The sequence below is a fragment of the Pandoraea nosoerga genome, from assembly GCF_902459585.1.
In the GTDB taxonomy this organism is placed as follows: Bacteria; Pseudomonadota; Gammaproteobacteria; order Burkholderiales; family Burkholderiaceae; genus Pandoraea; species Pandoraea nosoerga.
The window spans coordinates 1-17833 of the sequence record NZ_CABPSC010000006.1 but is presented as its reverse complement, the minus strand read 5'-3'; the positions used below and the strand labels follow the sequence as shown (position 1 = coordinate 17833).

Here is a 17833-nt window from a genome sequence, read left to right as displayed (position 1 = left end):
CCGGAGGCACCCGTCCGAGGAGATGTTGCGCGCGCGGGCTCGCCACGCGCGAAGGCGGCCCGGCGCGGCCGCACTCAGCCGAGCAGATGCTCGCGCAGTGCGGGAGCGGCGACGGTGGCGTCGCCCAGCACGCGGGCGTCGAGCATGCGCTCCAGCACCCCGCTGGCCGGCAGCACCGGCCCGAAGAACCGGGCGTGCCGGGCGTGCTGATCGGCGTCCTGCACCAGAATGGTCGGAAAGTTCTCGATGTCGTGATCGTCGAGCCAGTCGGCGTGCGTCTCGATGTCCACCCAGACGAAACACAGTTCGGGATGTTTCGCAGCCAACTGTTCCAGCGTCTCCCGGTATTCGCGGCACGTGCCGCACCACGCCGCACACAGGCAGGCCACGAGGCGCGTAGTGCCATCGGCCAGCACGGCGGCCAGCGCGGATCGGTCGGCGACGGGATCAAGAACGGGCATGGTGTCTGTGGTGTCGTTTCGTGCGGCGTTGGGTGTCCGGCGTCCGGTGTCCGGCGTCCAGTGTCAGGCGCTGGGCGTTGGGCTGGCGGTGCGTTGCGGCGCCGTTGCTGGCCTCGGTCGCCGATCACCGATCGCATCGCTCGCCGACGGTCGGGCCGGCGGTGGCCGGCAGCAGCCCCCCGCGTCGCGACTCCCTTCGCGCGCTCAGGCCTGCCGCCCGTCGAGCCGGGCAAACCGGCCGCCCGGTACGCGAACGACCTGTCCGCCGAGTTCGAGCCGCCCGAGTTGCGCGAGCACCTGGGCCACCGGCAAGCCGGTGCGCTCGCACAGGGCGTCGGCGCTGACCGGATCATAACCCAGCGCTTCGAGAACCGCCGAGGCCGCCGGCGACATCATGCTGGCATGGACCCCCGGCGGGCTCGATGCGTTCCCGGCGGGCGGGGCGAGGTCGGCGGAGGCCACGGGGGCGGCGGTACGCCCGAGGTCGTGGGCGTCACGCCGGTTGCTGCGCCGCGCGGGCCGGAGCGCGCCCGCCCGCGCTTCGCTGACTACGCCTGCCGCGCCGGTCGACGGCGGTTCGACGCCCAGCGCCTCGAGAATGTCATCGGGTGAGGTGGCGAGTATGGCGCCGTCGCGAATCAGCGCGTGGCACCCCCGGCTTTGCGGCGCGTGAATGGAGCCGGGCACGGCCAGAACGTCGCGCCCCAGTTCGCCGGCCAGCCGCGCGGTGATGAGCGAGCCGGATTGCGTGGCCGCCTCGACCACCACGGTGCAGCGGGCGAGCGCTGCAATCAGGCGGTTGCGTTGTGGAAAATGTTCGGGCCGGGGTGGCGTGCCGATCGGGAAAGCGGAGATGACGAGGCCGCGCTCGGCGATGCGTGCCGCCAGCTCGCCGTGCCGGGCCGGATAGACGATGTCGGCGCCGGTGCCGACGACCGCGCATGTGCCGCCCGCGGTCTGCGCGGCGCCTTCGTGGGCCGCCGCGTCGATGCCGGCGGCCAGGCCGGAGACCACGGTCACGCCGGCGTCGCCCAGCGCGCGGGCGAAATGCCGGGCGTTCTCCCGCCCTTGCGGCGTGGCCCGGCGGCTGCCGACGATGGCCACCGCCGTCGCGAGAGCGCGGTTGGGCAGGCAAGCGTCGCCGCGGCAATAGAGAATGGGCGGCGCGTCGCCCATCGCCAGCAGCGCGTGAGGGTAGGCGGACTCGCAGAACGTGACCACCGCACAGCCGGGCTGGCTCGCCCACTCGAGCGTGCGGGCGATCTGCCCGTCGAGCTGCGCCGACGCCGGTGCAAGCAGCCGCGCCACCAGTGGCGCCGGGAGAATGCTGCCAAGCCGCGCGGCGGATGTCCCGAAGATGACTTCCGGGGGGCCGAAGACCGTCAGCAGGCGACGTACCGCGGCGGCCGAGATGCCGGGCGTGTGGCAAAGCCGAAGCCAGTTCTTGATTTCCGCGCGGCTTGCCCCGATGTGTGGCGTATCGGGCGCGGCGCGCGCTTGCGCATCGACGTTCGGCCCGCTCTGCGTCTCGGCAGGCGCGCCGCCGGGATCCCCGCCGGGCAAGGCCGGCGAGGCGGGAGCGCCCGTGCCGCGCGCCAGCGGGAGCCGGGGCGCTATGTTAAAATTTTTCATTATCCGGTAAGCATTGACCGGGGGGCCAGGGCTGGCAGAACCGGCGGCGCGGATATCGCGACGCAGCAGCCATTTCACGATTGTGTAATCGCGGCCCACGCGAGGCAATGCGGCGAATTCCCGTTTTCATCATGGCATTACTGACAATTCTTCAATATCCCGATCCGCGTCTGCACAAGGTCGCCAAGCCCGTGGCCGAAGTCGACGACCGGATCCGCCAGCTCGTCAAGGACATGGCGGAGACCATGTACGACGCGCCCGGCATCGGTCTTGCCGCCACGCAGGTCGACGTGCACGAGCAGGTCATCGTGATGGACCTGTCGGAGACGCGCGACGAACTGCGCGTCTTCATCAACCCGAAGATCGTCTGGCGCAGCGACGAGCAGAAAGTCTACGAAGAGGGCTGCCTCTCGGTGCCCGGCGTCTATGACGAAGTCGAGCGCGCCGATCGCGTGCGCGTGCGTGCGCTCAACGAAAAGGGCGAGGAGTTCGAACTGGAAGCCGACGGCCTGCTCGCCGTGTGCATCCAGCACGAGATGGATCACCTCAAGGGCCGCGTGTTCGTGGAATATCTCTCGCCGCTCAAGCGCAACCGCATCAAGCAGAAGATGAAAAAGCAGGCCGTGCGCGCCTGATGCCGGGGGCGCGCCGCGTGGGCGCGTCCGGTAAAACCCTCTATACTTGCAGCGCTCGCGGACCTTGCGTCCGCTTTCTGCCGCTGCGACGGGGCGTCTCGAACGTCTGCCGTCGGGCCAATTCCCGACCGTTTGCCGAGATGTCCATCGCCATTTCCTCGTCGTCGTCCCGCACCCGCACGATCTATTGGCTGAGTGCCGCACTGCTGTTCGCCTTCCTGCTGGCGGGGCTGTTCGACCGCGACCCCTGGAAAGCCGACGAACCGTATTCCGTCGGCATGGTGCTCAACTTCTTCCGCGGCCACGACCTGATCGTGCCGCATGTGGCGGCCGACCCGTTCGTCGAGAAGCCGCCTGTCATGTACTGGACGGGGGCGATCTTCGCGCGGCTCACCGCGGGCGTGCTGCCGGTCTTCGACGGCGCGCAGCTCGCCGTGCTCGCCTGGCTCGTCGTGGCGGCGCTGTGCGTGGGGCGTCTCGCGCAACGCCTGTATGGTTCGCAGTACGGCTCGCAGAACGGGCACGATACCGAGACCTTCCAATGGCTCGCGCCGATGCTCATGGTCGGCAGCTTCGGCGCCATCGAAAACATTCACAAGCTCACGGCCGACGTGCCGCAACTGGCCGGCGCCGCGCTGGCTCTCGCCGCGCTCGCGCGTCTGGCGCGCGCGCAGAATTCCGCACGGCTGTGGGGGTGGCTCTTCGGTACGGGCGCGGGCATTGCGTTCCTCAGCAAGGGGCTGCTCGTGCCCGGCGTGCTCGGTCTCACGGCGCTGGCCGTGCTCGCCGTGCCCGCCTACCGCACGCGCCGCTATGGCGCCGCGCTCGCGTGGGCGGTGCTCGCCGCACTGCCGTGGCTCATCGTGTGGCCGGTGCTGTTCTGGCATGCTTCCGAGCCGCTTTTCGTCGAATGGTTCTGGGACAACAACTTCGGCCGCTTCTTCGGCTTCGTTCATCTGGGCGGCGAGCGCAAGTCGTACTGGAACGACCTCACGAGCCTCGTCGGACTGACGTTCCCGGCCGGATGGCTCGCGCTCGGCGCGCTGATCGCGCAACTGCGCGACGGCGGCGTGCGACGCTTCGCGAGCGCGCGTCCCGAGCTCGCCATGCTATGGCTGTACGTGGTGCTGTTCGTGCTCACGCTCGTCGTGTCGTCGGCCATTCGCGACATCTACATGCTCTCGCTGTTTCCCGCGATCGCGGTGCTCGGCGCGGGCGTGCGCCTGCCGGCGTGGCTGGAGAAGGCGTGGTCCGGCGTCGCGCTCGTGCTCATGAGCGTGCTCGGTCTGCTCCTGTGGGTGCGCTGGGGGCTGCAACTGAGCGGTAACGGTCACGTGGCGGCCGGGCCGATCGGCAAATGGCTGCCGCTCGACTATGTCCTGCCATTCTCGCCGGGCCTTGTGCTCGCGGCGGTGGGCATTGCCGCGCTGTGGGGAACGGCCATCGTCTGGCGCCGACAACTGGGCGCGCTGGTGTTCGGTTTCGCCGGGCTGCTGTTCGTGTGGGGCACGCTCTCGACGCTGCTGCTGCCCTGGGTGAACGAAGCGCGCAGCTATCGCACGCCGTTCGCGGCGCTGCATGCGGCGCTCGCGCGCAACGCGCCGCTTGCGGCCGGCGCCTGCGTGGGCTCGTTCAACGTGGGCGAGTCAGAGCGCGCCATGCTCGACTATTTCATCGATTTGCGTCCGGTACAGCTGCCCGATCTCGCGCAGGCTTCGCGCTGCGGCGCGCTGCTCGTGCTGGACAAGGCCGGCGCGCGCGTCGACGCGCCGCACGGCTGGCGCGAGATCTGGCAGGGCGGGCGCGCGGGCGACACCAACGAGCGCTTCCGCGCGTTCGTCGCACCGGGCGCCGGGCGCTGAGCCGGGACGCGGCAAGCCCGGGCCCGTCCCGTCCAGTCACAGCGTTAGCAGGAGGAAGTTCATGACGCTTCGCATCGTTTTCGCCGGCACGCCGGAGTTCGCGCAGACCGCGCTCGCCGCCATCGACGCCGCAGGTTTTTCCGTTGAGTTGGTGCTTACTCAACCCGATCGTCCCGCAGGGCGGGGCATGAAACTGCAGGCCAGCCCAGTCAAACGCTATGCGCAGGCTCACGGGATGCCGGTCGCGCAGCCGCCATCGCTGCGTCGCGGCGGCAAGTATCCCGAGGCGGCCGTGGCGGCCATCGAGCAGTTGCGCGCGCTCGCGCCTGACGTGATGGTGGTGGCCGCCTACGGCCTGATCCTGCCGCAGGAAGTGCTCGACTTGCCGCGCCACGGCTGCCTGAACATCCACGGCTCCCTGCTGCCTCGATGGCGCGGGGCTGCGCCCATTCACCGCGCCATCGAGGCCGGCGACGCCGAGACCGGCATCACGATCATGCAGATGGACGCGGGGCTCGACACCGGCGCGATGATCCTGCGCGAAGCGATGCCGATTGCCGAGGACGACACCACGGCCACCTTGCACGATCGTATGGCGACGCTTGGCGGCAAGCTGATCGTCGACGCCCTGCGGCAGCTCGCGCGCGACGGCCGGCTGAGCGCCGAACCCCAGCCCGACGTCGGCGTGACGTATGCCGAGAAAATCGCCAAGCACGAAGCGGCGCTCGACTGGACCCGGTCTGCCGCGACGCTCTCGCGCCAGGTGCGCGCCTTCGATCCGTTTCCCGGGGCGCTGGGTACGGTGCACGACACGCCGGTGAAGCTGTGGCGCGCAAGTCCCGTGGCCGGCAAGCCGGGGGCCGCGCCGGGCACCGTGCTGGAAGTGAGCGCTGACGCAATCGTCATCGCGTGCGGCGACGGCGCGCTGCGCGTGACGCAATGCCAGAAGCCCGGCGGCAAACGGCTCGCGGTGCGGGAATTTCTCGCCGGCTTCACGCTCGCACCGGGCGATGTGTTCGCGTCCGCCGGCGCACGGGACCGATGATCGCCGCGCGCCATGCCGATTTCGCGCCACAAAATGGTGCGCAAACCGCGCAAAACGTCGGTGAAATCGACGGCAACCGGATGGAAACGTCCGAAAAACATCGAAATGGGCAGGATCGCCGTTGAATTTTCGTCGGCCGCCGCCATCTAACGCCCGAGGACACGCGCTGTGCGTGCATTCCTCGAGTCATCAGGATTTGCAGAGGAGAACACCATGTTCAATTGGATGAAGACCACCCTGCTGATGGCGGCCATCACCGCGTTGTTCATGGTGGTCGGCGGCATGATCGGCGGCCGGCAGGGCATGATGCTCGCGCTGGCGTTCGCGCTCGCGATGAATTTCTTTTCGTACTGGTTCTCGGACAAGATGGTGCTGCGCATGTACAACGCGCAGCAGGTCGACGAGACGAGCGCGCCGCAGTTCTACAACATGGTGCGCGAGCTTTCGCAGCGGGCCGGGTTGCCGATGCCCAAGGTGTACCTCATCAACGAGGACGCACCCAACGCGTTCGCCACGGGGCGCAATCCCGAAAATGCCGCCGTGGCGGCCACGACCGGCATCCTGCGCGTGCTGTCGGACCGCGAGTTGCGCGGTGTGATGGCGCATGAGCTCGCGCACGTCAAACATCGCGACATTCTCATCTCGACGATTTCCGCCACGATGGCCGGCGCGATTTCCGCGCTCGCGAACTTCGCGATGTTCTTCGGCGGACGCGACGAGAACGGCCGTCCGGCGAACCCGATCGCGAGCATTGCCGTGGCGATTCTCGCGCCGCTGGCCGCGTCGCTCATCCAGATGGCGATTTCGCGGGCGCGCGAGTTCGAAGCCGACCGGGGCGGCGCGGAGATCTCCGGCGACCCGCAGGCGCTCGCGATGGCGCTCGACAAGATTCACCGCTACGCGCAGGGCATTCCGTTCGAGGCCGCCGAGCAGCACCCGGCCACCGCGCAGATGATGATCATGAATCCGCTCTCGGGCGGCACGATCGCGAACCTGTTCTCGACGCACCCCGCGACCGAAGAGCGTATCGCACGACTGATGGAGATGGCGCGCACCGGCCAGTATCCGGTCTGACGCGGCGCTCGCCGCGGCCGTCCCGGGTAACGGCGCTGTCGAAGTGAGGACTTGCCTCGCCTGAGGCGGCGCTCGAAAACCGGACGGCGCCTCGCCGGGCCGACGCGCGACAGTCTGCTATCCTGTCGCCCGACAGCCGTCCGATAGCCCCCATGCCCGCCGTCGCGCGGGCATGTTTGTTTGCAGAAAGCCATGCCGCAACCGAGCCTGCCCTCCGAATCCCTGGCCTATGCGCTGCAGCGCGCCGCGCAAGCCCTCGAAGCCGTCCAGAAGGGCACCGCGTTGCCGCAGGCGCTGGCGCAAGCCACCGCGCAGTGCCCGCCCGCCGTGCGCGCCGCCGTGCAGGATCTGGCCTATCGCGCCGTGCGGCGCCTGGGCAGCAGCCGCGCATTGCTTGCCCTGCTCGTCAAGCCGGCGCTGCAGGCCCGCGTGCGCGACATCCTGTTGTGCGCGCTCGCGCTGCTGCAGGACGACGCCAAAGATGCTGCGTACACCGAATTTACCGTAGTCGATCAGGCCGTCGAGGCCATTGCCGCCCAGCGCCGCACCGTGGCGGCGAAGGGGCTGGCCAACGCCGTGCTGCGGCGCTTTTTGCGCGAGCGCGAGGCGCTCATGGCCGAGATCGCCCGGCAGCCGCAGGCGCGCTGGAATTACCCGACATGGTGGATCGACACGGTGCGCGAGGCGTATCCGGACCGATGGGAGACGTTGCTCGCCGCAGGCGAGAGCCGTGGACCGATGACGCTGCGCGTGAATACCCGCCGCATCAGCGTGGCGGCCATGAAGGCGTGCCTGGAGGTTGCCGGCATGGCGGCGGAGGTCATCGGCCCGGTAGCGCTGCGGCTTGCGCATGCCGTGCCGGTGGAACGCCTGCCGGGGTTCGCCGAGGGCTGGGTGTCCGTGCAGGACGCCGGCGCACAGCTCGCCGCGCCCCTCGTGCTCGGCGAGAACCCGCGTGCGGGCATGCGCGTGCTGGACGCCTGCGCCGCGCCGGGCGGCAAGACCGGTCACCTGCTGGAGATGGCCGACGTGCAGGTCACGGCGCTCGAGTCGGATCGCACGCGCGTGCCGCGCATCTACGAAAACCTCGAGCGGCTCGGATTGAGCGCCGACGTGCGCATCGGCGACGCGGGCAACCCGTCGAAGTGGTCCGGCGGCGGGTGGGACGGCGTGCCGTTCGACCGTATTCTGGCCGACGTGCCATGTTCGGCGGCGGGCATCGTGCGGCGTCATCCGGACATTCGCTGGCTGCGCCGGGCGGCCGACATCGACGCGCTCGTGCAGGAGCAGCGCCGCATTCTGCTGGCGCTGTGGGACACGCTCGCCGTGGGCGGCGAACTGGTCTATGCCACGTGTTCCGTCTTCCCCGCGGAAAACGAAGCGCAAGCGCAATGGTTTGAACGTGTTCGCACAGATGCGGTACGATTGGACGCTCCCGGGCAATTGCTGATGACCCCTGGCGGCGCCCACGACGGCTTCTATTACGCTCGCTTCCAGAAACGGTGACTTTCTCCCAACGGCTACTGGCTTGTCTGCTGCCGCTGCTGCTGGGCGCACTTGCGCTCGGCTTTGCAGGCTCCGCGCGCGCCGACAACGAAATTCAGGTGCGCGAAGCCCGGCTCGAACCCGCCGACGGCGGCTGGTCGCTGGACGCGCGCTTCGCGTTCGAGCTCAACAGCAGCCTCGAAGACGCCGTCAACCGCGGCATCTCGCTCTATTTCACCACCGACTTCGAACTTACCCGCTCGCGCTGGTATTGGTTCGACGAGAAGGTTGTCTCCACGTCGCAGAGCGTGCGGTTGTGGTTCCAGCCGCTCACGCGCCAGTATCGTGTCTCCAGCAATAACGGCAACAGCAGCAACGGCGGCCTGCAATTGGGCTTCGGTTCGCTGCGCGAAGCGCTGGCGCTCGTGCGCAACGTGAGCGGCTGGCGCGTCATCGACAAGGGCGTGGTCAAGCCGGGCACGCAGTACCAGGCATCCGTGCGCATGCGGCTCGACAACGCGCTCATGCCCAAGCCGTTCCAGATCGACGCCGTCAACAACCGTGACTGGAACCTGAGCTCCGACTGGGCGCGCTTCATGTTCTCGCCCTCGCAGTCCGCCGCCGCGGCGAACACGCCGGTCAGGACCGCCATGGCCGCCATGATCGCCGCAACCGCCACGACTGCCACGGCGGTGGCCTCGGCGGCTGCCGCGAACCATGCGAGTCCGCCGGGTTCGGCGGATTCAGCGGATTCGGCGGCAAGCACCGCGGTGAACCTGCTGCCGGCCGACACTTGGGCGCGAGGCGCCATGTCGGGGCTGACGGCTACGGCTACGGCCGCCGCCGTGGGCGCGCGTTCGACCGGCAGCCTGCCGCTCGCCTACAGCGCGGCCCTGCTGCCTGGAGCCGCCCGTGTCAAATAATGGCGGCGGCCTGCTCAAGCGCATCGTCATTCGCACGCTGATCGTCACGATGGCGCTCGTCGCCATCGGATTGTTCGGTCTGCTCGCACTTGCCTCGGCCAACACCGAATTCTTCGATCGCTACTATTCGCTGCTCTATACGGCCAACATCGCGGTCGCGATCATCTTCGTCTTCATCGTCGGCGCGCTCGTCTGGATCATTCTCGTGCGGCTGCGCCAGCGCCGTTTCGGCACGCGCCTGCTCGCCAAGCTCGCGATCTTCTTCGCGCTGGTCGGCGTGCTGCCGGGCGGCATCATCTATCTGGTGTCGCTGCAGTTCGTCTCGCGCAGCATCGAATCATGGTTCGACGTGCGCGTGGAGACCGCGCTCGACTCCGGGCTCGAACTCGGCCGCGCGATCCTGAACAACGGTCTGTCCGATCTGAGCGCCAAGGCGCAGCTCGTCGCCGATAACCTGACCGCCAGCGGCGACAAGGGCGCTACGCTCACCTTGCTGCGCATGCGCGATCAGTTCGGTTTGCAGGACGCGACCATCGTTGACGGCAATGGCCGGGTGCTGGCGTCCGCCTCGGGCAACTTCAACGCGCTCGTGCCCGATCTGCCCACGCCGCTGATGCTGCGTCAGGCGCGCGCGCAGTCGCGCGGCTACACCGCGATCGAAGGGGGCAGCGAGGGCTACGACAAGCACCAGGGCACCGATCAGCTGCGCTGGCGCGTGGTGATGCGCATACCGTCCGGCTTCTCGTCGTCGCTGCAGGACGAAGAGCGGTTCCTGCAAGTCACGCAACTGGTGCCTGCCAACCTGGCGCAGAATGCGGAAGCGGTGCAGAGCGCCTATCGCGAATACCAGGAGAAGGCGCTCGGTCGCACCGGCCTGCGCAAGATGTACATCGGCACGCTCACGCTCTCGCTCTTTCTCGCCACGTTCGTGGCGATGATGCTCGCGCTTGCGCTGGGCAATCAGCTCGCGCGGCCACTCTTTCTGCTCGCGCGCGGCACCCAGGAAGTCGCGGCGGGCGATCTTTCGCCCAAGGGCGAAGTGCGCACCAACGACGAACTGGGCTTCCTCACGCAGGCCTTCAACGCGATGACGCGCCAGCTCTCGGACGCGCGCGCGAGCGTCGAGCGCAATCGTCTGGCGCTGGAGAGTTCGAAGGCGCACCTCGAGAGTATCCTGTCGAGTCTGACGGCAGGCGTTTTCGTGTTCGATCGCGACTTCCGGCTGACGACGGCCAACGCGGGCGCCGAGCGCATCTTCAAACAGAGCTTCCAGGGCGAGCTCAACCGCTCGCCGGCGCATATTCCGGCGCTGGTGGAGTTCGGCGAGGTGCTGCGCCGCGCCTTTGCCGATCGCGACGCGAACGCCGACCTCGGCCCGGGCGGCCACTGGCAGCAACAGATCGGCCTCACGCTGCCGGGCGAGACCGACGCCGTGACCCTGCTCGTGCGCGGCTCGCATCTGCCCGAACCGATGGTTGCGGTGGCGGGCGTGCCCACGCGTGCCGGCGGCGGCTATGTGGTGGTGTTCGACGACATCAGCGACGTGATCTCCGCGCAGCGCTCGGTGGCGTGGGCCGAAGTCGCGCGCCGTCTCGCGCACGAGATCAAGAATCCGCTCACGCCGATTCAGCTCTCGGCCGAGCGTCTGCAGATGAAGCTCTCCGACAAGCTGCCGCCGGCAGACGCCGAAGTGCTGCGCAAGGGCGCCACGACCATCGTCAACCAGGTGGCGGCGATGAAGCGCATGGTCGACGACTTCCGCGACTATGCGCGATTGCCGCCGGCGATCATGCATCCGCTGCAGCTCAACGATCTGATCGGCGAGGTATTGACGCTCTACGGCGTCGATGAAGGGCGCGGCGCGATTCGTCCCTACCTCGACGCCGACCTGCCGGAGATTCGCGGCGACTCGACGCAATTGCGGCAGGTTATTCATAATCTGCTGCAGAATGCTCAAGATGCCGTGAGTGGAACCGAAAACCCTCTTATCACGGTGGAAACGAAGACAGTAGAATACGCAGGAACGGAGTCCGGCGAACCGAAGCGCACGGCAGTGCGTCTGACGGTCACGGACAACGGGCCCGGTTTCCCGGCACGCATTCTGACCCGCGCATTCGAGCCATACGTGACGACCAAGGCGAAGGGCACCGGACTCGGGCTGGCGATGGTCAAGAAGATCATCGACGAACACCAGGCACGCATCGACATTCGAAACCGGTCACTTCCCGAGGGCGAAGGCAGTGCAGGCGCACAGATTTCGATCTTGTTTACTCAATTGGCTGACGACCAGGACCTGTCGCGCAACAAGCCGGCAGAACACACGAAGGTAGCGTAAATGGCAACCATTTTGGTGGTGGACGACGAAATGGGGATCCGGGAGCTGCTCTCGGAGATTCTGAGCGACGAGGGGCATGTCGTGGAGGTGGCGGAGAACGCGCAGGAAGCGCGTGCCTATCGCGCCACCAACACGCCCGACCTCGTGCTGCTCGATATCTGGATGCCCGATACCGATGGCGTGACCTTGCTCAAGGAGTGGGCGGCGCAGCAGTTGCTGACCATGCCCGTGATCATGATGTCGGGCCACGCCACGATCGACACCGCCGTTGAGGCGACCAAGATCGGCGCGCTCAACTTTCTCGAGAAGCCCATTGCGCTGCAGAAGCTGCTGCAGGCGGTCGAGCAGGGGTTGGCGCGCGGCAAACGCGATGCGTCGGGCGGCGCCCCGAGCGCGTTCGATGCGGGCGATGAAGCGCTCGAAGCGGGCGTCTTCGGCGAGAGCGAGTCGCGTCACGCGGGCGCAGGCCTGAACGGCTCGGCGAGCCACCACGCCTCGCTCGGCGCGCACGACAACGAGGGCGGCGCGGCCGCCGCGGCCGTGGGCGTGTCGTCGGACATCTCGTTCGACGTGCCGCTGCGCGAGGCCCGCGACGCCTTCGAGCGCGCCTACTTCGCCTACCATCTGGCCAAGGAGCACGGCAGCATGACGCGTGTGGCCGAGAAGACCGGGTTGGAGCGCACGCACCTGTATCGCAAGCTCAAGCAACTCGGCGTGGAGCTGTCCAAGAGCAAGACCTGACGGCGATGGCCGCGAAGGGACGCACGTCGCCGCGCCCACGCGCCGATGCGGCCGCGCGCCTCGCGCCGCCGGTTTCCAGCAGGTTTTTTCGACAAAAAGCTTGCGCAAAGCGCATTCAGTCTCTATAATCGCTTCTCTCTTGGCCCGGTAGCTCAGTTGGTAGAGCAGCGGATTGAAAATCCGCGTGTCGTTGGTTCGATTCCGACCCAGGCCACCAAATTCGAAGGGCTTGCGCATCTCGCAAGCCCTTTTTGCGTTTGACCCTGAACGCGCTGCCCGATGGTGGGTATCACGTCCCGGCGATGGCGCCCGGACACATCGCGGTTCAAAATCGCGTGAGTTATCCCGCACGCAGGTTGCCCGGCGGCAACCACACGCGCGTGCCCGGCCCCCGTCGCCCCGACGGCGAGGGCGATACTGCTAGCGCACGATCATGACGACAAGCACCGATTCCGCTCTCGTTCTGTTCTCCGGCGGACAGGATTCGACTACCTGCCTCGCGTGGGCGCTCTCGCGCTACGCGCGCGTGGAGACGCTGGGCTTCGACTACGGCCAGCGCCACAGCGTGGAGCTGGAGTGCCGCACCGACGTGCTCGCCAAGCTGCGCCAGCGCTTCGCGCAATGGGCGCCGCGTCTGGGTGACGACCACATGATCGACCTGTCGATCCTGGGGCAGATCAGCGAGACGTCGCTCACGCGCGAGACGACCATCGCGATGGCGGCAAACAACCTGCCGAATACCTTCGTACCGGGCCGGAACCTGCTGTTTCTGACGATCGGTGCGACCATTGCCTATCGGCGCGGGCTGCGCGTGCTCGTGGGCGGCATGTGCGAGACGGATTTTTCGGGCTATCCCGACTGCCGCGACGACACGATGAAGGCCCTGCAGGTGGCCCTCAACCTCGGCATGGACCAGCGCTTCATCATCGAGACGCCGCTCATGTGGACCGACAAGGCCGACACATGGCAGATGGCGCAGGATCTTGGCGGCGACACGCTCGTCGAGACCGTGCGTGAAGACACGCATACCTGCTATCTGGGCGAGCGCAGCGTGCTGCATCCGTGGGGCTACGGCTGCGGCGAATGCCCGGCGTGCCAGTTGCGCCAGCGCGGCTACGAGCAGTGGCGTGCGCGCGCCGGCGGCCAGGATCGCGGCGCGGCCTGACCCTTCGAGAATCGAGACCATCATGACGTACACGGTAAAGGAAATCTTCTACACCTTGCAGGGCGAGGGCGCTAACGCCGGACGCCCGGCGGTGTTCTGCCGGTTTGCAGGCTGCAACCTGTGGACCGGGCGTGAGGAGGACCGTGCCGAGGCCGTCTGCCAGTTCTGCGATACGGACTTCGTCGGCACCGACGGCGAGAACGGCGGCAAATTCCGCTCGCCGGCCGATCTCGTGGCCCGGATCGTGGCGCTGTGGCCCGCCGACGACCGTGCCAATCGCTTCGTCGTGTGCACGGGAGGCGAGCCGCTGCTGCAGCTCGACACGCCGCTCATCGACGCGCTTCACGCCGAGGGCTTCCGTATCGCCGTGGAGACGAACGGCACGCAGGCCGTGCCCGACGGCATCGACTGGGTGTGCGTGAGCCCGAAGGCCGACGCGCCGCTCATCGTCACGCGTGGCGACGAACTCAAGGTCGTGGTGCCGCAGGATCGTCAACGTCTGGCCGAGTACGAGACGCTCGACTTCTCGCATTTCTATCTGCAGCCGATGGACGGTCCGCTGCGCGACATCAACACGAAGCTGGCCATCGACTATTGCAAGGCGCATCCGCGCTGGTCGCTGTCGATGCAAACGCACAAATACCTGAACATTCCCTGAGCCGTTGCCGTGATTACGATTACCCGGAAACTCGAATTCGACGCGGGCCACCGCATACCCGATCACCGAAGCCAGTGCCGCAATCTGCACGGGCATCGCTATGTGCTGGAAATTACGCTCGCCGGCGAGGTGAGCCGTGAGAGCGGCGCGTCGGACAACGGCATGGTGATGGACTTCGCCGACGTGAAGGCGCTTGCCAACGAGCATCTCGTGTCGGTGTGGGACCACGCGTTTCTCGTCTATGAAGGCGACACGGCCGTGCGCACGTTCCTCGAGACGATGCCGGACCACAAGACGGTGGTGTTCGATCGCGTGCCGACCGTCGAGAATCTGGCCGCCGCGGCATTCGAAAAGCTGAGCGGCGTGTTCGACGCGCACTATGGCCGCGATCTGCGACTCGTGCGCCTGCGTCTGTACGAGACCCCCAACTGCTGGGCCGAAGTCACGGCCTGATGCGGTGCCGGCCAGGCCGGCCGCCGGTGCAACGACCGCTCGGCCGCGCCACGCCGGCCGCCTCTTGCTGGGAGCGAGCCCAGAACCGCCCGATTTCGATACTTCGCACCTGAAGTCGACGCCCTGCGTCGGGCCGATGACCGAAAGTGGCAACCCGCCAGACCCGGCGTTTTGGCGGGTTTTTCATTTTCGGAGGGGGTATGACACGAATTTCAGCGTCCAACGGCATTGTCGCGCTCGACGATTCGACACACGTTCGCATCACCCGAATTCACCGCGTGGGTTCGCACGAAGCCCTGCCCATGCTCGAGGGCGTCGCGAACGGCCCCCCTGCCGGCCGCGCAGTGGGGGCATCTTGCGCATCGCGGGCAGGCCCGTCGGGCGCCGCGCGCGAAGCGTTCGGGGACGATCTGCGTGCGGTGCGGCCGCTCGCCGAGTCGAAGTCCCGAAGCCCGCTGCTCGGCGTTGCGCCGTCGTCGTCACCGGGCGCCGACGACCCGCCGCCCCCGTATTCGCCGCCAGGGACGCGCGCTCCGTATCTGCCCGCGAGTCCGCCGCCGCCCTATTCGCGGAGTTCGCAGGATTCGCCGGGCGAGATGCACGAGGCGCCACCGATCTATCTGCCGCCGGGCGTCGACGGCTTGTCGGGCGAGACCTGACGCCGGGGCATTTGCGTCTCTGGCGCGCTATGATGCGGACTGCACAACGCAACTAACAGGGGACTCCTCACATGAAGATGCTGCTACGCGGCCTGTTGACCGCATTCCTGTTCTCCGCTTTTGCACTGCCCGCCACGTCCGCGTTCGCGCGCGACCAGGTCGTGTATCACATCAACGATGCCGAGCATCAGGCGCTTGCCGCGCTGCGCAACATCCGCAATCAGCTCGACACCGTGCCCGACAGCGACATCGTGGTCGTCGCCCATTCGCAGGGCGTCGATTTCCTGATGGAGAACTACAAGGACGCCGCAACGGTAGGACCGCTGATCTCGGCGCTGCACGCGCGCGGCGTCAAGTTCGAGGTGTGCGAGATCACGCTCAAGCAGCGCAACTTCAAGAAGGATCAATTCGTGCTCGACGCCGATTTCACACCGTCCGGCGTGGTCGAACTCACGCGCTTGCAGCAAAAGGGCTACGCGTACATCAAGCCGTAAGCCCGTTCGATGCGAGCACCGCCAGACCCCGGCCGCGCGCCGGGGTTTTTCGTTGCCGCAGACGGCCGGACCGCAGGCATTTCCCGTTTGGCGCACAATACGCGAGTGCTCGCTTCGGAGGTGCGCCATGTCGATGCCTTTCGCCGTGCGCCGGCTCATGGCCGGATCGGCCGTCACGCTCGTGAGCGTGGCGTGCCAGCCCACACCGTGCGCCCTCGCCGCCGCGCCGGCGCCGGCCCAGGCCCTCACCGACGAGGCCGTGCATCACTACGAGGCCGGCCAGCAGACGCAGGCGCTCGACGAATTCCGCCGCGCCGCCGAGCAGGGCAACCGGCTGGCGCAGTTCGACTACGCCATGATGCTGCTCAATGGAGAGGGCGTCGCCCCCGATCCGCGCGGCGCCGTGCAATGGCTCGAGCGCGCGGCCAACGCCGGCATGTCGCAGGCGCAATACGTCTACGGCAAGATGTTCGACGACGGCTATGTCGTCGACAAGTCGATTTCGCAGGCCAATCGCTGGTACGAAAAGGCAGCGAAGCAGGGGCACGTGCAGGCGCAGGCGGCCATCGCCAACGAGTACTTCATCGGACGCGGCGTACCGCGCGACTACAGGATCGCCTTCGGCTGGTACGAGAAAGCCGCGCAGGGCGGCGACCTGCCGTCGCAGTACATCGTGGCGAGCTATTACGAGCGCGGCTATGGTGTGGTCACGCCGGACCCGCAGCGTGCACGGCGCTGGTATGAAAAAGCGGCCGCGCAGGGTGACGTGGCCGCTCAGGGAAAGCTCGAAGCAATGAATCGCGAGCGTGCCTTGCCGCCGGCAGCGGCGTCCGCGCCAGCCGGACGGTAGCGGAACGATACCCGAACGATACTCGAATGACAGGGGCCGCTAGCTCTGCATGAGCCGCTTCTCGCGTGCCACGCTCATCAGAATGCCAACGCCGAGGCCGAGCGTCACGAGCGCCGTGCCGCCGTAGCTCATGAACGGCAGCGGCACGCCGACCACCGGCAGGATGCCGCTGACCATGCCCATGTTCACGAAGGCGTAGGTGAAGAAAATCATGGTGACAGCGCCCGCGAGCAGCCGTCCGAACAGCGTCGCGCCGCTTGCCGCGATCATCAGCCCGCGCGCCACGAGCAGCAGATACAGCACGAGCAGCACGCCCTCGCCAACCAGCCCGAATTCTTCGGCGAAGACCGCGAAGATGAAGTCGGTGTGCTTTTCCGGAATGAATTCGAGGTGCGCCTGTGTGCCCTTGAGCCAGCCCTTGCCCATGGTGCCGCCCGAGCCGATCGCGATCACCGACTGGATCGTGTGGAAACCCTTGCCCAGCGGGTCCGAAGTCGGGTCGAGCAGCGTGCACACGCGGTGCTTCTGATAGTCGTGCAGGATGTGCCATTCGACGTCCGGCTGACAGATCCTGTCCTCGAGCGCGAGGATCGTGCCGATGCCGAGCACGCCGGCAATGAGCACCGGCAGGATCAGCTTCCAAGACAGCCCCGCCAGATAGATCACGTACAGGCCGGCCGCGGCCACCAGCAAGCCGGTGCCGAGGTCGGGCTGCTTGGCGATCAGCCCGACGGGCACGCCGAGCAGCGCGAGCGCCGCGAGATAGTCGTACCAGCGGATATTGCCCTCGCGCTTCTGGAAGTACCACGCAAGCATCAGCGGCATGGCAATCTTCATGATCTCGGACGGCTGGATCACCATGCCGACGTTCAGCCAGCGCTTCGCGCCCTTCTTCGTCAGGCCGAACATCGCGACCGCGACGAGCAGCGCGACACCGGCCGTGTAGAGCGGCACCGCAAACTTCATGAGCGTCTGCGTGGGCAGCATGGCGAGCACCCACATCAGCATGAACGTGAGCACGATGTTGCGGATCTGGTCTTCCACGCGGCCCGGCACGTCGATGCTGGCGCTGTAGAGCGTGACCAGACCCACGCACAGCAGCAGGAAGACGATCAGCGCGAGCGGTTTGTCGAAGGCGACGAACAGGCGCTTGACCTGCTCTTTCCACGTATGTTTGTCGAGCGCCATCATGGCGTTCCTCCTTGCGCGCGGATGGCGGCGCGATGGCGGGCTTCGTCGGCGACGGTCGGGCTCACGGCGGGCTGGCGCTGCGGGGCATTCGGCGCTTTCGGCGCGGAGCCGCCGGCCCCGCCCGCCGCTCCCTGCGCCGGCGCGACGCCCGCGGCCGAGGCCTTGCCGTC

The 17833-nt window shown here is 67.5% G+C and carries 17 protein-coding genes, 1 tRNA gene and 1 pseudogene; 16 read left to right on the top strand and 3 right to left on the bottom strand.

Annotated features, from left to right (window positions below):
* Positions 1 to 74: 74 nt before the first annotated feature.
* On the bottom strand, positions 75 to 461 hold the full coding sequence (locus tag PNO31109_RS09510; RefSeq protein WP_150555373.1) for a thioredoxin family protein: 387 nt from the start codon (positions 459 to 461) through the stop codon (positions 75 to 77).
* Between the two features lie 204 nt (positions 462 to 665).
* On the bottom strand, positions 666 to 2171 hold the full coding sequence (gene dprA, locus PNO31109_RS09505; RefSeq protein ID WP_244958154.1) for a DNA-processing protein DprA: 1506 nt from the start codon (positions 2169 to 2171) through the stop codon (positions 666 to 668).
* Positions 2172 to 2224: 53 nt separating this feature from the next.
* Here dprA and def point away from each other — a divergent pair, with 53 nt between their 5' ends.
* From def to PNO31109_RS09430, 16 genes and pseudogenes are all read left to right on the top strand, one after another.
* Positions 2225 to 2728, top strand: a complete 504-nt coding sequence (gene def, locus PNO31109_RS09500) for a peptide deformylase (protein WP_150555372.1) — start codon at positions 2225 to 2227, stop codon at positions 2726 to 2728.
* Positions 2729 to 2868: 140 nt separating this feature from the next.
* Entirely contained in the window at positions 2869 to 4590 is a 1722-nt protein-coding gene (locus tag PNO31109_RS09495) for an ArnT family glycosyltransferase (protein WP_150555371.1), read from the top strand.
* A 61-nt stretch (positions 4591 to 4651) separates the two neighbouring features.
* Positions 4652 to 5635: a methionyl-tRNA formyltransferase gene (fmt, locus tag PNO31109_RS09490; protein WP_150555370.1), complete on the top strand. Its 984-nt coding sequence runs from the start codon at positions 4652 to 4654 to the stop codon at positions 5633 to 5635.
* Entirely contained in the window at positions 5632 to 5760 is a 129-nt protein-coding gene (locus tag PNO31109_RS22305) for a hypothetical protein (protein ID WP_277396704.1), read from the top strand. The genes fmt and PNO31109_RS22305 overlap by 4 nt, the downstream gene beginning before the upstream one ends.
* Before the next feature lie 88 nt (positions 5761 to 5848).
* Complete coding sequence (gene htpX, locus PNO31109_RS09485; protein ID WP_150555369.1) at positions 5849 to 6709, top strand: zinc metalloprotease HtpX; 861 nt, start codon at positions 5849 to 5851, stop codon at positions 6707 to 6709.
* A gap of 192 nt (positions 6710 to 6901) precedes the next feature.
* A complete protein-coding gene (rsmB, locus tag PNO31109_RS09480) occupies positions 6902 to 8215 on the top strand; it encodes a 16S rRNA (cytosine(967)-C(5))-methyltransferase RsmB (protein ID WP_150555368.1) in 1314 nt (437 codons plus the stop codon).
* Positions 8212 to 8814, top strand: a pseudogene (locus tag PNO31109_RS22140) (DUF4390 domain-containing protein); the annotation flags it as partial. The gene rsmB and the pseudogene PNO31109_RS22140, both read left to right, overlap by 4 nt.
* Positions 8815 to 9166: 352 nt before the next feature.
* Positions 9167 to 11452, top strand: coding sequence for a sensor histidine kinase (locus PNO31109_RS09470; protein WP_277396705.1), 2286 nt, complete (start codon positions 9167 to 9169; stop codon positions 11450 to 11452).
* Positions 11453 to 12193, top strand: coding sequence for a response regulator (locus tag PNO31109_RS09465; protein ID WP_150555365.1), 741 nt, complete (start codon positions 11453 to 11455; stop codon positions 12191 to 12193).
* Between the two features lie 141 nt (positions 12194 to 12334).
* Positions 12335 to 12410: transfer RNA gene (locus PNO31109_RS09460), tRNA-Phe, on the top strand.
* A 216-nt stretch (positions 12411 to 12626) separates the two neighbouring features.
* Positions 12627 to 13358: a 7-cyano-7-deazaguanine synthase QueC gene (gene queC / locus PNO31109_RS09455; RefSeq protein ID WP_150555364.1), complete on the top strand. Its 732-nt coding sequence runs from the start codon at positions 12627 to 12629 to the stop codon at positions 13356 to 13358.
* Positions 13359 to 13380: 22 nt separating this feature from the next.
* Positions 13381 to 14016: a 7-carboxy-7-deazaguanine synthase gene (queE, locus tag PNO31109_RS09450; RefSeq protein ID WP_150555363.1), complete on the top strand. Its 636-nt coding sequence runs from the start codon at positions 13381 to 13383 to the stop codon at positions 14014 to 14016.
* Between the two features lie 12 nt (positions 14017 to 14028).
* On the top strand, positions 14029 to 14469 hold the full coding sequence (gene queD, locus PNO31109_RS09445) for a 6-carboxytetrahydropterin synthase QueD (RefSeq protein ID WP_420874503.1): 441 nt from the start codon (positions 14029 to 14031) through the stop codon (positions 14467 to 14469).
* Positions 14470 to 14669: 200 nt separating this feature from the next.
* The gene (locus PNO31109_RS09440; RefSeq protein WP_150555361.1) at positions 14670 to 15128 is read left to right on the top strand and encodes a hypothetical protein; all 459 of its coding nucleotides are present in this window, start codon (positions 14670 to 14672) and stop codon (positions 15126 to 15128) included.
* Positions 15129 to 15199: 71 nt separating this feature from the next.
* Positions 15200 to 15622, top strand: a complete 423-nt coding sequence (locus tag PNO31109_RS09435) for a DsrE family protein (RefSeq protein WP_150555360.1) — start codon at positions 15200 to 15202, stop codon at positions 15620 to 15622.
* A 127-nt stretch (positions 15623 to 15749) separates the two neighbouring features.
* Entirely contained in the window at positions 15750 to 16472 is a 723-nt protein-coding gene (locus PNO31109_RS09430; RefSeq protein WP_241014098.1) for a tetratricopeptide repeat protein, read from the top strand.
* A gap of 39 nt (positions 16473 to 16511) precedes the next feature.
* Here PNO31109_RS09430 and rodA read toward each other — a convergent pair whose 3' ends face one another.
* Positions 16512 to 17660: a rod shape-determining protein RodA gene (gene rodA, locus PNO31109_RS09425; RefSeq protein ID WP_150555515.1), complete on the bottom strand. Its 1149-nt coding sequence runs from the start codon at positions 17658 to 17660 to the stop codon at positions 16512 to 16514.
* Positions 17661 to 17833 lie beyond the last annotated feature (173 nt).

Excerpts from the sequence above, each read along its gene's own strand:
- PNO31109_RS09510 (WP_150555373.1), bottom strand. The coding sequence starts at position 461 with ATGCCCGTTCTTGATCCCGTCGCCGACCGATCCGCGCTGGCCGCCGTG.
- def (WP_150555372.1), top strand. The coding sequence starts at position 2,225 with ATGGCATTACTGACAATTCTTCAATATCCCGATCCGCGTCTGCACAAG.
- PNO31109_RS09495 (WP_150555371.1), top strand. The coding sequence starts at position 2,869 with ATGTCCATCGCCATTTCCTCGTCGTCGTCCCGCACCCGCACGATCTAT.
- fmt (WP_150555370.1), top strand. The coding sequence starts at position 4,652 with ATGACGCTTCGCATCGTTTTCGCCGGCACGCCGGAGTTCGCGCAGACC.
- PNO31109_RS22305 (WP_277396704.1), top strand. The coding sequence starts at position 5,632 with ATGATCGCCGCGCGCCATGCCGATTTCGCGCCACAAAATGGTGCGCAA.
- htpX (WP_150555369.1), top strand. The coding sequence starts at position 5,849 with ATGTTCAATTGGATGAAGACCACCCTGCTGATGGCGGCCATCACCGCG.
- rsmB (WP_150555368.1), top strand. The coding sequence starts at position 6,902 with ATGCCGCAACCGAGCCTGCCCTCCGAATCCCTGGCCTATGCGCTGCAG.
- PNO31109_RS09470 (WP_277396705.1), top strand. The coding sequence starts at position 9,167 with ATGGCGCTCGTCGCCATCGGATTGTTCGGTCTGCTCGCACTTGCCTCG.
- PNO31109_RS09465 (WP_150555365.1), top strand. The coding sequence starts at position 11,453 with ATGGCAACCATTTTGGTGGTGGACGACGAAATGGGGATCCGGGAGCTG.
- queC (WP_150555364.1), top strand. The coding sequence starts at position 12,627 with ATGACGACAAGCACCGATTCCGCTCTCGTTCTGTTCTCCGGCGGACAG.
- queE (WP_150555363.1), top strand. The coding sequence starts at position 13,381 with ATGACGTACACGGTAAAGGAAATCTTCTACACCTTGCAGGGCGAGGGC.
- PNO31109_RS09440 (WP_150555361.1), top strand. The coding sequence starts at position 14,670 with ATGACACGAATTTCAGCGTCCAACGGCATTGTCGCGCTCGACGATTCG.
- PNO31109_RS09435 (WP_150555360.1), top strand. The coding sequence starts at position 15,200 with ATGAAGATGCTGCTACGCGGCCTGTTGACCGCATTCCTGTTCTCCGCT.
- PNO31109_RS09430 (WP_241014098.1), top strand. The coding sequence starts at position 15,750 with ATGTCGATGCCTTTCGCCGTGCGCCGGCTCATGGCCGGATCGGCCGTC.
- rodA (WP_150555515.1), bottom strand. The coding sequence starts at position 17,660 with ATGGCGCTCGACAAACATACGTGGAAAGAGCAGGTCAAGCGCCTGTTC.